The 14,036-nt window shown below is 58.0% G+C and carries 12 protein-coding genes; 1 reads left to right on the top strand and 11 read right to left on the bottom strand.

Annotated elements, in window-relative coordinates; translation table 11 throughout:
- Positions 1–50: 50 nt before the first annotated feature.
- The 9 genes from NCT32_RS29765 to NCT32_RS29725 all read right to left on the bottom strand — a co-directional run bounded on the left by NCT32_RS29765 (position 51) and on the right by NCT32_RS29725 (position 10,554).
- Positions 51–1,289 (bottom strand): MFS transporter, encoded by a 1,239-nt coding sequence (locus tag NCT32_RS29765; RefSeq protein ID WP_250490907.1) that lies wholly within the window; start codon positions 1,287–1,289, stop codon positions 51–53.
- A 40-nt stretch (positions 1,290–1,329) separates the two neighbouring features.
- Complete coding sequence (locus NCT32_RS29760) at positions 1,330–1,809, bottom strand: nuclear transport factor 2 family protein (RefSeq protein ID WP_061119745.1); 480 nt, start codon at positions 1,807–1,809, stop codon at positions 1,330–1,332.
- Positions 1,810–1,869: 60 nt separating this feature from the next.
- A complete protein-coding gene (locus tag NCT32_RS29755) occupies positions 1,870–3,939 on the bottom strand; it encodes a pyridoxamine 5'-phosphate oxidase family protein (protein WP_250490906.1) in 2,070 nt (689 codons plus the stop codon).
- Between the two features lie 66 nt (positions 3,940–4,005).
- Positions 4,006–4,623: a glutathione S-transferase family protein gene (locus tag NCT32_RS29750; protein ID WP_053572482.1), complete on the bottom strand. Its 618-nt coding sequence runs from the start codon at positions 4,621–4,623 to the stop codon at positions 4,006–4,008.
- A 981-nt stretch (positions 4,624–5,604) separates the two neighbouring features.
- Complete coding sequence (locus tag NCT32_RS29745; RefSeq protein WP_250478154.1) at positions 5,605–6,198, bottom strand: NADPH-dependent FMN reductase; 594 nt, start codon at positions 6,196–6,198, stop codon at positions 5,605–5,607.
- Between the two features lie 164 nt (positions 6,199–6,362).
- Entirely contained in the window at positions 6,363–7,496 is a 1,134-nt protein-coding gene (locus NCT32_RS29740) for a porin (protein ID WP_061119844.1), read from the bottom strand.
- An 80-nt stretch (positions 7,497–7,576) separates the two neighbouring features.
- On the bottom strand, positions 7,577–8,404 hold the full coding sequence (locus tag NCT32_RS29735; protein WP_250490905.1) for an alpha/beta fold hydrolase: 828 nt from the start codon (positions 8,402–8,404) through the stop codon (positions 7,577–7,579).
- 115 nt (positions 8,405–8,519) lie between these two features.
- A complete protein-coding gene (locus NCT32_RS29730; protein WP_250490904.1) occupies positions 8,520–9,722 on the bottom strand; it encodes an LLM class flavin-dependent oxidoreductase in 1,203 nt (400 codons plus the stop codon).
- A 19-nt stretch (positions 9,723–9,741) separates the two neighbouring features.
- The gene (locus NCT32_RS29725; RefSeq protein WP_061119740.1) at positions 9,742–10,554 is read right to left on the bottom strand and encodes an alpha/beta fold hydrolase; all 813 of its coding nucleotides are present in this window, start codon (positions 10,552–10,554) and stop codon (positions 9,742–9,744) included.
- Positions 10,555–10,890: 336 nt separating this feature from the next.
- On the opposite strand from NCT32_RS29725, the gene NCT32_RS29720 reads away from it, so the two are divergent.
- Positions 10,891–12,234 carry an MFS transporter gene (locus tag NCT32_RS29720; RefSeq protein ID WP_250490903.1) on the top strand — a complete coding sequence of 448 codons (1,344 nt, stop codon included), beginning with the start codon at positions 10,891–10,893 and terminating at the stop codon, positions 12,232–12,234.
- Positions 12,235–12,363: 129 nt separating this feature from the next.
- On the opposite strand, the gene NCT32_RS29715 is transcribed toward NCT32_RS29720, so the two are convergent.
- Positions 12,364–13,170: an IclR family transcriptional regulator gene (locus NCT32_RS29715; protein WP_250490902.1), complete on the bottom strand. Its 807-nt coding sequence runs from the start codon at positions 13,168–13,170 to the stop codon at positions 12,364–12,366.
- Positions 13,167–14,003 (bottom strand): IclR family transcriptional regulator, encoded by an 837-nt coding sequence (locus NCT32_RS29710; protein ID WP_061119737.1) that lies wholly within the window; start codon positions 14,001–14,003, stop codon positions 13,167–13,169. The genes NCT32_RS29715 and NCT32_RS29710 overlap by 4 nt, the downstream gene beginning before the upstream one ends.
- Between the last annotated feature and the right edge of the window lie 33 nt (positions 14,004–14,036).

Below are 14,036 nucleotides of genomic sequence, written 5' to 3'. Positions count from 1 at the left end.
GGCTTCCATCCGGGCGCCGATATTTGGGTGCGCAATCGGAAGTCGATAACTCATCGAGGCCTTTCCGCCGTAGCAGCCTTTCCACCGCTTGCGTCTGTTCGCCTTTCAGAGTTGAACAGGCTCAATGAGACCGCTGCGGCGACGAGTTCACAGGCGGCGAAGAGGCCCAAGGCCATCTCAAATCCATGGGCGAGGATCACGCCGAAGAGCAGACTACCGAGGCCGAATCCGACGAACAACGTGAAGACGTTGAGCCCCATTGCTTGTCCCGGGCGTTGACCGCCAAGAGAAGTAACAATGCCGCCGAAAAGCGGCTGCGTCATGTCATATCCGAGCGAAAGGATCATCGCGACGAGCGGAATTGCCTGCACTGGCACGCTCATGCAAAGGGCAGCCGCTCCCAGCGCGCTCAGGGCCAGACCGAGCGGAACGATGCGCGCGCGGCCATACCGGTCCGCCAGCCGTCCGATAAACGGCCCCAGCAGGAAACCGGGAACCCCGTATCCGAGCAAGGCGAGGCCGACATGCACGGCATCAAGTCGATAGCGCTGTTCCAGATATACCGCGAGCCAAGTAAAGACGCCGGAGTGAAACATCGAGTTCACCAGCACATAGCCGTAGGTGCGTCGAGCGCGAGCATTGCGGAGCAGCTGCCTGTATCCAGAAAAAACGTCGGGAAGCTTTATGGTTTGTGGTGGTGTCGCCGCTGCAAGGAATCTGCGATAAGGAAGCAGCACAAGCAGAAGCATGGCGCCGAGAAGTCCCACCATGACGAACAGTCCGCGCCAGCCAATGAGCGGCATGAGCAAGGCACCGCAGGGGGAACCGAACGCCATGCCACCTGCCATCGCGCCAAAAAGCCAGCCTAGCGGCCGCCCACGCTGTTCGTAGGGAAAGGCGCGGCCGACTAGGACGAGTGCAAGAGGCACGACGCCGCCTGCGCCGAGGCCCGTCGCGATTCGCCAGGCCGCAAGCTGATCGACACTCGTTGCGCTCGCGCTCAGGAGCGTGAGTCCTGCGAACGCGGCGAGCGACCCGTACAACACGCGATGGATGCCGGCCCAATCCGCAACCAAGCCGTAGATCAACGTCGCGACACCGTACGGAATAAGATAGGCCGGCACGATGTGAGCGACAGCTGTTTGTGGTGCCGCGAAGATGTGCGAAAGCGCTGGCACGATAGGGGCAACCATGTAAGCCTGGAAGAAGATCACGAACGTGACACCGGCCAGCCTTCGTAGCAAAGCTTCACGTTCGACGGGAGATCCTACATAGGAGGCAGTGTTCATGACGATGAGACTCCTGCATGGTTGCGGCGGGGGCAGGCTCTTACAGACCCAGATCGCTCAGTCCGGGGTGGTCGTCGGGTCTGCGCCCTAGCGGCCAGAAGAACTTCCGTTCACTCTCCTTGATGGGCAGGTCGTTAATGCAGGCATAGCGGTGATGCATAAGCCCGTCGGCGCCGAATTCCCAGTTTTCGTTGCCGTAAGAGCGATACCAGTTCTGCGCGTCGTCGTGCCACTCGTATGCAAAGCGAACGGCAATGCGTGCGCCCTCATATGCCCACAATTCCTTGATAAGACGGTAGTCGAGCTCGCGTTGCCATTTGCGCGTAAGCAGTGCCACGATCGCAGTGCGACCCGTAGCGAACTCTGCTCGATTGCGCCACACGCTGTCCGCGCTGTACGCAAACGATACCTTCTCAGGATTGCGCGAATTCCATCCGTCCTCTGCAAGACGCACCTTCTCAATGGCGGTTTCCAGCGAAAAGGGCGGAAACGGCGGCCGCGCTGCGTCGACATCTTTCATGATCAATTCCTTTCTAAGGGTGAGGACTTGAGGCTAGTCGCTAAGGGACGAGCAGTATTGTCAAACGTCGAGCAGCAGACGATCCCCACCGCCCGAGCTGGGATGTGCAGGCACGGCGCAGCAGATCAACGCCTCGTCCTCCGGCACCTTGAATTCTGGACTTGCAGTGTAGGCCACTGCGCCTTCAACAATGCGCGTCCGGCAGCTTCCGCAACTGCCGCTCCGGCAACCATAGTCTGGTGCCAAGCCACGTGCTTCGGCCAGTTCAAGCAGAGATCCGGAATCCGGCTGCCAGCGCGCTTCCTTTCCTGTCCTCACGAACGCGACGGGCGTCGGCTTATCTGCCGGTGCGCGCAAGGAAACGCTCAACGTCGCATCGGTGCGCCGTTTAACGCCGGACGGACCGAAGGCTTCCACGTGGATGCGGGCGTCTGCGACGTTGAGATCGCGCAGCCCGTCATAAATCGACCGCATGAAACCCGCTGGCCCGCACAGATAAAAGTCGTAGTCGTCAAAGGGAAGCGTCGCACGCAGCAAATTCATATCAACACGTCCCGCAACGTCAAAGTCTTCGCCCTCGCGCGCGTCGCTCGGGTCTGACAGCGCGCGCACGACCTTCACTGCACCATCGGCGGAAGCCACTAGACGGCTGATCTCCTCGCTGAACGCACGGTCCTTGATTGAACGCGCCGAGTGTATGAACCACGTCTTGCGAATTCCGCGCTTGCGTAGGCCTTCGTAGACGATGTGACGTAACATGGCGAGCATCGGCGTTACACCAACACCGGCGGCAAGCAACACTGCGGGCCGGCGTTCGAGTGCATCGACCGTGAATTGGCCCTCCGGGGCACGCGCCTCAATCACGTCGCCATTGCGCAAGGTGTCGTGCAGATATGATGAGACGCTTCCTTCTCGCTTCACGCTTATTCGGTAAAAGCCGTCCGACGGCGCACTCGACAATGTGTAATTGCGCGGAATCGGCGTGCCATCGCTCACGATACTGACACGAATCGGCAGATGCTGACCCGCAAGGTGCGGAATCAGCCCAGCACCGTCGATCGGTTCCAAATGAAAGGACCGGATCACTGCGCTTTCGTCGACGATCTTCGCAACCCTGAAAGGGCGCCATGAACGCGCGAGGTCTGAGGCCCTTAGTCGGCTCGCTGCATCATCCCAACTCCCTGTCATAAGCGAGTTGGGCGACCAACCGCTCGTCTGAAACTTCCAGCGCAACGGCAACGCGCCGCGGCGGTGAATCACTCTGCGCGGCTTGAAGCGCCACAGCCTTTCGGCGCCCTGAAAAGCAGCGATCTCTGGCGACTCGAGATCGACCTCTGCGTCGCCTGCCATTTGCAGGACATCGCCGGTTTCGAAGTCGGTGAATAGCAAGCCGGCGCGGGGATTGACCAGAAAATTGCCAAGCGTCGCGAAGAACAGATTGCCAGCGAAGTCGGGAATCGTCAGCACACCGTCATCGCCGATGCGCACAAACCCCGCCTTCCCGCCTCGATGCGAAACATCGACCTGGCGCGCGTCGCCATCGCCTTGATACGAGGCGACAAACAACGTGTCGGCGCTTGTTATCATCTCGTGGGCGCGGTCGTCGAAGCGATCGTATTCTATCGGCGCCGTCTCCGAGAAGACATCCGGATCCCGCACGAACTCAAAGTCGCGCAACTGGATGTATTGCGGACAATTGCCGAAACTTTGCACGACTTCAAGATCGAATGCGCGCGCGGCCCGCTGGCGGATCATGCCATTCAGCCGATTGCGTCGGCGAGTGTGCAGCTCGATACCGAGCAGCCCGAGCGCCGCGCCGTCACCGATGCCACCGGCGGCTGGATCATTAGGATCGAACGCGGCATCGATAGAGAGGATCCGATCGGTAGGCGAACGCATGAAGCCCGGTCGCCCGCACCCGTAGGACGCCCACACGTCACCATCGTTTGCTACTGCGCCAACGACGATGAATGGAAGTTGGGAAAAGAAGCTTCGGTGCTGTTCGGGCATGTGATCCCGGACGAAACGCCGGCCCACGCTGTCCATCTTCTGCATTACACCGACCTTCTCTTGTAGTTGTAGTTCGCCCGGATGCCAGGGCGAGCCGATTTGGCTCGATACAGAACTCACGATCTATCTCCTCGATCGAAAATGCGCGTTCGATGTTGCAAGAACCCGTCTCCGCGGCGGGAGCAGTCATGCAGCGGCGGCAAGTCCGACCGGCGTCTTGGCAAATTCGACGAAGCCCGGCAGTGCTTCGATGCGTCGAAGCCACGCATTGACGTTTGGATAGCTGGACAGGTCCACGTTGCCCTCGGGCGCACGCGCGATGTACCCATACAACGCGACGTCAGCGATAGTCGGTTTGGACGTGACGAGGAAGTCACGACCGCTGAGTTCTTCATCGATCAATTTGAGGATACGATGCGCGCGCGCGATGACCTCGTCGGCATTGAATTTGGCACCAAACACGGTGATGAGCCGCGCGGCCGCCGGCCCAAAAGCGATTTCGCCCGCTGCTACCGACAGCCAGCGCTGTACGGCGGCTTCTTCGACCGGATTCTGCGGAAGGAAATCAGTCCTGCCGGACTTGCGCGCGAGATACACCAGAATCGCGTTCGAATCGGCGATCGCCACGTCTCCGTCGACGAGCACCGGAACTTGACCGAAACGGTTCAACTTCAAGAAGTCCGGGGACTTGTGTGCGCCGGCGGCAAGATCGACTTCGACGAGTTCATGGGTAATAGCAAGGAGCGAAATCAGCAGTCGGGCACGGTGAGAATGACCGGACAGCGGATGAACGTACAGTTTCATGGTCGTTTCCTTGAGTTGGCCGCAGTGGGCAGGTGAGCACCGTATCGCGCGTAGTAAAAGCCCCGCGTGAGATAGGCAGAGTGAATCTTTGCCGGTCGCACGGAGCGCCCGGGTCCAATGGCTGTTGCTTGGTAGCCGCCGAGGCATAGAACCGCTTTACACGCGGACCTGTACGCAGATGCGACACGTCGAGTGCTCTGACTTAGTGCCTCGACTCTCTCTTCCCTTTTTGCATCGGAAACCGCTTGGGTGAAAGGAGGCTATGCTCAATCACCTGTGCTTTTCGGCCGTCTGTTCGCGTCCAGGTCCTCAATCGTTGGGGTGCAAGAAGCCAGTCTTTTGCTTCTTCGGTAGGCGCGCGTCGCGCCATGACATAAACACGATCGCTTGATCTCAGAGCATCAGAGTCGACAACATTTGAATTCATGCACATCAACGAAGGCGCCGGCGGCCGATCCATTTTGTGCAGGAGCACCCCGCCCGCGCTCGGTGACCGCGAAACCGATATTGAGATAACACATCCCCCCGCTCTTCGGATGAAAAAACGCGGATTATTTAGGCTCGTGAGTCTGCTGAATTTTGTGCCCAACCTCAGCGATAGTCTTTCAAGAACGCACGCTAAACGAGGGGTCGGATTTCAGAATCCCTCTGGACTACGCCGAGCTTGTGAGCGGAGCGCGTTGAGGTAGACCCCTCCCCGTGCGGAATCTCAAGTCGCGGAGTGACGTGAGCTCGATCTCGCGATGCGCAAGCCCCTTGCGCGTCGCCACCTTGAGGGGGACGATCTCAGCACCGCTCGCATCCGAGTGTCAAGGTGCGGACGCTTCATTCGTTCCTTGATCGTCAGGTACATCGACAACATCAAAAGTACGTGCCAGGTGTCGTTCCTCCGTTCGCAGACGTCGGTGTTAGGCACCGGAATGCAAGTGACGGCGCAGGGCCAGTGCAGTCAGCCGACCCTGCCATCGTCGTGCCGGAGCTTCAGCACGTTTCTGCATCGCTCTCGGCTCGGCAAGACACTCGCTGATTCCAGGCGAAGCCAGCGACCTGTTCCCCGACCGCACGAAGCAGTTTTTCCTGCTCCGTCAAGGGGTCGCGTACTTCGCTGCCCGGCGGAATGATCGTGTTGATTCCTACGCCGAGCGGCGTCGGCCATCCGCGCAACGCATGCACGATCGATCGCAGAGAAGTAAGAGTCAATCCGACTCCTTGCCAACCGCCCGCGCAAACGATGCATCCAACTGGCCGCGCGTCGAGATAGGGACGGCTGTCGTCTCGCAAGTCTTCGAGATAGTCCAGCGCATTCTTCACCAGTCCAGAAAGTCCGCCATGATAAGACGGTGTCGAGACGATGATTCCGTCGCATCGACGGATGAGTTCGACGAGGCGCCGCGCACCGTGATGTGTGGCCGTTACGCCGGGCGCATACATTGGTAATACGAGGTTGTCGCCTGACACCACCTCGACTTCACAGTCTCTGGACCGGGCTTCGTCGACGCTGATTCGCAAGGCTCTCTCCGAGGTAGAGCCGTCACGCAGAGTTCCACCAATACCCAAAATAAAAGGACGTGCCATTTTGAACTCCGTTTTTTCACTGTCTACAGGTTTCGAATTTAATTACAGCCGTCAAACTCCAACACATGCCTGTGCTCGTTTCCCCTTTCTGTGCGGTTCTTTAGCGCACGATTCGATCTTCTGAAAGATTCGTCGCGGAGACAATCAGGGGTATGGAAAGCACGTCAGAATCTGTGGGCGATCATCGCTCTGATGGCTAGCTGCGTAGCGTTGCTGGAAGCCGTCAGACCAGTAATGTTCGCCACTGCTTTCTGTCCCGTCGAATCGATCCCTTCAGCGCGTTGCCACACGCCGACCAAAGTGAGATCGGTTCTCTTCGACAGCGAATAGATCGCGCCGAGATCGACCTGGTGATATCGCGCCGTGTCCGCATCGGTAAAATCGTACGATCCGGCCAACGCCAGCGATGGCGTCAGTCGATACAACGAGTTGATTTCGTAGCTGTTGATCCGTACCTGCGGTTCCCGATACGGGATACCGGCGATCGGACGGATATCGACGAAGCGGGTGTTCGTGTAGACAAGTCCGACCTTTCCGTCACCTATCTTGTATGTGAATGCAGCGCCGAAGATCTGCAAGGATGCAGCTGACGCATAGCCTCGGTAAACCGGACTCGTTACCGGTGAGCTGTAACCAGGCGAGCCGGGAGACACGCTGCCGTCGAACGCGGTGACCGACGGATTGTTCAAATTGGCGAAGGCAACCGCCGCTTTAACCGGGCCTGTTTGATAGTCGACTCCGAAGCTGTACACGCGGTTGTTGCCAAAGTTTCCTGGCGTTCCGCCGGGAGCAAACACGCCTTCGACCGCGACGCCGCCCAACCGGGGACTTGCGTACTTTATTGCGTTGTTTATCCGGGCTGTGGCGTTCATGTTGTCGAAGTCGCCGGGATGCGATCCAAAGAATCCCCACTGCGCCGTCGCACTCGATAGCCCGATATACTCGAACACCGGCTCGTACTGACGGCCGAGCGTCAATCCACCGAAGGGCCCAGTCAAGCCAACATAAGCCTGACGACCGAACATTCGCCCCCCTTGAGAGAGCTTCCCGTTGTTCGGGTCAAATCCATTCTCCAGCGTGAAGACAGCCTTGATTCCTGCACCGAGTTCCTCCTCACCGCGCAAGCCCCATCGGCTGGGATTCGTCAACGCCGTAGCGGTTTGAAATACCGACGATCCCTTCTGATTACTCGTATAGACAAAGCCCTCGAAGACCAGACCGTACAAAGTTACGGCGCTTTGTGCATGTGCCGAGCTTGCCAACAAGGAACACGTTATCAGGGTTAGGGCTTTCCTCACCGACTGTCTCCATATTTTCTGTAGCGAGTCGCTCGTAAGGGACTTGTCTTGAGTACCCTTCGATGCCCAGCTGTTTGAATTCACGATAGAAGAAACGTCAGCACCCTTTCGTTGAACACGTCGGGCACGTCGATTTGCGGGCAATGTCCGCCGTCGAGCATCAGGAGCTCGGAACCGCCGATTTGCTTCTGCAACTGCCGCGCGTAGCCGGGCTCACGAAGCGTGTCCTGATGTCCCGCGACGATCAGCGTCGGAACATCGATGCGAGAATAGTCTGGATGCTTGTCCACCAGAGGCCGCGCCGCGCGCACTGGCGCCTTGAATCGAGCGGCCGCCACGCACTCCCAGGCGCCCTTCTCGATTGACAAGGCGTGACGCCGCTTGATATATCCGAGGTCGTTGCGCAGCGAAGGACGCTTGATGAGCACGTCGACCATGCGGTGCATTGCTTCCTCCGAACCGTCATAGTCGGTCAGCACTTTGCGATCGTCGTTCTCCGGGACGTGCCCTCCGCCGCTGACCAGGATCATGCGATCGATCGGCCAACGCTTGTCATCGCTCGCGGCAACATTGACGAGGACAGTGCCGCCCATGGAATTGCCCATGAAATGAGCGCGCTCTACCCCGATCTGCCGAAGAAAGGCGCTCATGTGGTTCACCCTGGCGTTCCACATGTCTTCGAAGAAAAATACCTTTTCGCTTTGACCAAAGCCGAGCCAATCGGGCGCGATCACGCGGAAATGTTCTGCCAGCCTGTCGAAGTTCCATTCCCAGCTCAACGCGCCACAGGCACCGAACTCCCCGCTATGAAGAAGAACCAAGGCCGGTCCCTTGCCCCCTTCGAGGTAGTGCGTCTTGAGCCCATTGACCGTCTCGAACCGGCTTTGGGCACTTTGCATTGGAGACATGTATTGCAAATCCGTAGATTGGTAAGAAGCGACCATGAACAGTTCTAGACGAGCGGCGGCGAACCATTGAGCCGGCACTCGGACCCGACAGGTTCACCACCAACACCGTTGCTGCTTACGTGCCTGCCTGTTCGAGCTCACGAGAGACAGTGATGCGCGACGCCGAGCGCTGCTTGAGGCGAGGCAATACTTCCTTGCCAAACAGAGTCAGGTTGTCCACCGTGTCGGCATGTGAGAGCGACGCGGCATGGCCCATCATGAGAAGGTTGCCGAGGCCGCCTACGTCGTCATCGAAAGCGGCGATCTGCTCATACACCTCATCCGGCGTGCCGACGAACATCGCACCGGCATCGATGAGTTCTTCGATCGAGCCGCTATGAACATCGACCGCTTTGCCGGATGCTGACTTCGCGGTGCGCTTTCCATTCGCCCGCATCATGCGCGCACTGTCGGCCGCTGACATATAACCGGGCGGATTGTCGAATGGCTCGGCAACCAGCGCCGAGGTTCGCAGGTAATTCACGAGGATCCGTGCGCGCTGCATGGCTTTGTCATGCGTATCAGCGACGGCGACGATCCCGAGGTAGGCGAAGCGATCCGCAGAAGGCGTGGCATGTCCGAGCTCGGCCGCAACCTCCCGGTAGTAGTCGAACATGCCTGCCGTCTGCTTTCCGCTCAGGAACGTGGCGAAGACGTGTCCGCGCGACGCAATATCGCGGATGTTGCTTCGGCTTCGTCCGGAGATCCAGACCGGCGGGTGCGGATCCTGGTAAGGTCGAGGCCAGACGTTGACATTGCGCGCCTGGAAATGCTTTCCCTGCCAGTTGAAGGGGCCGTCCCGCGTGCTCAGCGCCTTCAAGATCAAGTCGTGCGCTTCCCAGAAACGGTCGGTCATGCCGACAGCGGATTTCTGCGTGACACCGAGTTCGTAAGGGACACCTCTGACGAAGCCCATTTCCAGCCGGCCGCGGGAGATCACGTCGATCATCGCGAGTTCCTCCGCGATTCGTACCGGATCCAGCCGATTGGCGATCGGATAACCGAGCGTGAGCAGGCGGGCGCGTTTCGTTTGTCTTGCTAGAATCGATAACGTGACGCCAGCGACGGATGACAAGCAGGTGGCCGTGGCGTGATGCTCGTTGACCATAAGGTCGAAGCCGAGTTCATCCGCGAGCATCCATTCGTCGAAGTAGCGAGCATATAAGTCGGCCATCACCGAAGGATCGCACTCGCTATTCGGCAGCGTCACACGCAGCGACGTTGCCTCGGGATTCCAAGCATCGGGGTAAGGCTGCTCGGTGAAATAGAAGACATTCATTATTAACCTCCTTGACGTTTCACTGCTCGATCGACACGGCTGCTTCATGTTGCGACGCGACTCGCTGGACGAAGCTGACGATCTCCCGCGCAACCACGGCAGGCTGTTCGATATGTGGAAAGTGGCCCGCGTCGACGATCTCGCGGTACTCGGCGCACGGCAGCGCTGCAGCAAGCTCACGACCATATGAAGGCGCGGTTATTGCATCATTCGCACCTTGGATAACCAACGTAGGTCTGTCCGCGCGACCCAGTCGCTGCCTGAGTTTAGGGTTGTAAAGGCACGGTAGCCATGCGAATCGCGCGGAAGCCTCGCGGTTCGTGGCAACGGTCAACAGCTCCTCGTCAGTGAGCCGATCCCTCGGCGGAGGCGCGAAGCGAAGATCGAAATAGGCATGTTCGGCGAAGGCCGCTTCCGACATCGAAAACACGTCGGCAATGTCGTTATCTGTCGGGTGTCCGAACTTGACACCTACTGAGTCGATCAAAACGACCTGACCGATGCGCTCGACGGACTTCACCGCCATCTCCAACGCGACCCAGCCTCCGAATGAGCTTCCGACCAAAACGACATCTTTTAGATCGAGCTCCCCCAACAGATCGAGATAGAAGTACGCGAGGTCGTCGACCGAATCGAAATCGTCATTGATGGACGACTGATCAAAGCCTGGATGGGACGGTGCGATTACATCGAATGACTCGCTTAGAGCAGTCAGCACGTCCACTGAACTGGCGCGCCCGAGATGCGGATGCAGAAAGAGCAGCGCACGGCCATGACCGGCGCGAAGGACATCGATATCAAGTTTGTTGACGGTAAGCCTGCTAGTAGCCATATCTCTCCCTGACAGTATGTGAAATACATTTCACTTAATTCAGAATATGAGCTGCCTGGGATCGACGTCAATGCTCCAAATCCTTAGATTTTGGTCACCAAGCGTCCAATCGCAGGCATCGCCACGGCCCTGTCCAATGAGGCGGAAGAGATTAGTTGACAACGGACGCCACCACACCCTAGGATGAATATATGTGAAATGACATTTCACATAGTGTTTGTTCGCAACGTAGATCTCACCTCGCACTGCGAACCCGCCAGCGGCATGACACACCCCCCATGCCACTTCAAGCGCGGTGATCGATGAGGGTTCCTATATGAAAACAAGGAGACGATTGTGACGGGACGCACCTTATGTATCGAAGATTTAATCGATGAAGGGAAGATGGGAAAGCGGCATTACCTCATCATTCTTCTCTGCGGTCTTGTCCTCTTCGTCGATGGTTTCGACACGCAGTGCATCAGTTATGCGGTTCCTCACATAGCCGCCCAATGGCAGCTCAAGCGCGCGGAACTCGGTCCGTTATTTTCCGCCGCGCTGATCGGACTGATGGTGGGATTTCTCGTCGTATCGCCACTTTCCCCGCGCATCGGTCACAAGCGACTGATGATCGCCTCTTGGGTCGTGTTCTCGCTGTTCACGCTTGCGACAGCCTTCGCCACCAACGTGTCGGAGGTCATCGCGTTCCGGTTTCTGGCAGGCATCGGCCTAGGTGGTGCCATTCCGAGCGCGATCGCATTAACTTCGGAATACAGTCCGAAAAGGTTTCGTGCCACGGCGGTGATGTTGATTTACTGCTGCTATTCGCTCGGTTTTGTCGCGTCAGGATTCGTTGCTGGCGCCTTGCTGTCGCGCTACCACTGGGGGTCGGTGTTTCTCGTTGGCGGAGTAACACCGCTCGCCCTGACGTATCTTCTTTGGAAATTTCTGCCGGAATCGATCTACTTTGCACTGCGCAAAGGGCGAACCGACACAGTCGAAAAACTTCTGCGCCGTCACTACCCCACCCTGCCCAATATTCGAGGCGCGCGCTTCGTCAACTCGACGACCGAATGTGATCGTATCGGCGTGCTGGGCTTGCTTGGATCGGCCGAGCGCAGAGGCACCATCTGTCTCTGGATACTCGTTTTCCTGAATCTGGGCGTGTTCTACTTCATTCAAAGTTGGCTGCCGACTATGCTTCACTCTTTGAAGTACGCGACAGATTCCATCGTATGGGTAACGACCTTGACTACGATAGGCGGCTTCTGTGCCGCGTTTGTCATCGGGCCGTTGATGGATCGGACCGGGCCCTACCTGACACTCGCCGCGCTTTATCTCGGCGGCGCTGCGTCAATGTTATGGATGGCATCGTCTATCTCGGCAGAACCAAAGGTACTGATGTGCGCAGCGTTTGCAGTTGGCTTTTGCGTAAGCGGCGGACAAAAGGGAACAATCGCGCTCGCGATCCACTTTTATCCCACGGGCTTAAGAGCGACCGGAACAGGCTGGGCCCTTGGCATGGGGCGGCTGGGCGGAATTCTCGGGCCCTTGCTCGCTGGCGTGCTATACAGCGCCCAACTGTCAATCGACGAGATCTTTCGAATCGCGGCGGCTCCAGTGCTCCTCGGCGCTGCGGTGACGTTCGTGATGCGTTGGATTTACAGCGAGAGCAAGCGTACAGAGGCCGCGGTAACGTAATCGCAGTCTATCGACACAGACGATGAATAATCCTGCGCCGTTCGAGGCGCAACCCACTCAAGGTGATAAGCGAATGCCGGTCAGTCAGGTCAGTCATCTGGATCGATCGGCACGCGACTACAGCACTGGCTACCGGACTTGCGTAACCGGCAAGCTGATAGTGTCGGGATCGATGTGAGCATACGGATTCTCGAACAATGCCGGCTGGTCCGCGATTCTGGTCTCAATCGACGTCACGATCTGACGCCAGTCGCGGATCTTCGCATCGTCGGCACGCTGATTCTGAGAATCAAGCACAGGGCCTTCGATGGCGAGGACGCCTAGCGTGCGGCTACTCAAGCGGATTGGCAGCGCAATCGATGCTCGTCCTTCCGCAAACTTGAATGCCTCGCATCCATATCCGTTGGAGCGTATGGCGTCCAGCTCGCGAGGCAGATCGTTCTTGAGCGTTACTCCTTCCTTCCTAGCCCATGCGACAAAGCGCTGATATTCTAGTCCGTCCAACGAAGCCAAGAGTACTTTCGATGGAAGGTCACGCGATAATTCGCCGATGGAACCCACCGCAGAGGCCGTCCTGATTGGATTGGTCCCTGCAACGGTCGCAACCGTGACACCATACCAACCGACAGGCATAGTCAGCGTCACCGACTCTCCAGTCGCAAACGCAATCTGTCTCATGTACGGCAGAGCGACATCGCGAAGAAAAAAACGCGCGAATCCCGTCTGACGCAATCGTTTTGTCGTATCACCGGCAACGAAGTCAGTGGAAGACTGGAACCGAGCGACATAACCTAGGCGCTCAAGCGCATCTAGACTGCGAAATACTGTCGCAACAGAAAGGCCAAGCTGATTGGCGAGAGCCGTGACGCCGATCGGCGCTTCAGCGGTGCATATGATCTCAAGGAGCGTCAGAGCTCGAAGCGCGGAACTGCTCATGAGTGTTCACGTGTCACAAAGATCGGCGATGCCGGTATCAATCGGGCTCGCTCTTGAAGCGGGCGCAGGATCGTCCGTATTTGCGGAAGTAATTCTTCTGCCCGCGCTTGACTGAACCTTTCACGCGGACCGCCAATGGTGATAGCCGCGTGAGGACGGTTGGCCCGGTCAAGTAATGGGAATGCGAGGTAAAGCGCGCCAAACTGTTCTGCGCCGTGCCACATGATTGATCCGTCTCTTCGAACGGTTTGGATGTCTTTCCAGACGTCATCCACGGTTTCGTACTTGGACGCGGTGGAGAAATCGACATATTGATCGATTGGCGCAGCAGCGCGCAAGAAGTCTTCAATGTCTTGGTCATCGAGAAATGCAAGCAGCGTCCTGGACGTCTTGCCGACATGCAAAGGCACGGAAAGCCCTCGCTGACTATGCGCGACGCGCGGCCCCTTCGCTTCGATCACCTCGACCGGCACTCGGTTGTCCCCGGCAATAATCGAGAGAAAGACGCTCTCGCCGGTAAGTTCGTGCAAGGCAATGAGATACGGATGGCAAAGTGCCCGTATGTCGAAGTCGTCGACCTTGCCGTTGCTCAGTCCAAGAACGCGGTAACCCAACGAAACCGTTTTCTTGTCACCGGAGGAGATCACGAAGCCCGCTGACTCTAGCGTATCCAAGGCCCTGGAAATGATAATGCGGCTGAGTGACAGCTCGGCTTCCAACCGCGAGACACTCGTGCTGCCCTCTTCGTCGATCAGGAAGCTCAGAACCGACAGGACTCGTTGCGCCGCTTGATTGCGATACGCGACTTCTTCTGTCGACTTCTCTGAATTCATCTCCGCCGCCCCCCGTAAGTACGCTCAGTTTAC

Origin of the sequence: Caballeronia sp. INML2, from assembly GCF_023631365.1 — a bacterium.
In the GTDB taxonomy this organism is placed as follows: domain Bacteria; phylum Pseudomonadota; class Gammaproteobacteria; order Burkholderiales; family Burkholderiaceae; genus Caballeronia; species Caballeronia turbans.
The sequence above is the reverse complement of the archived record's forward strand: the minus strand, read 5'-3'. Positions and strand labels throughout refer to the sequence as shown.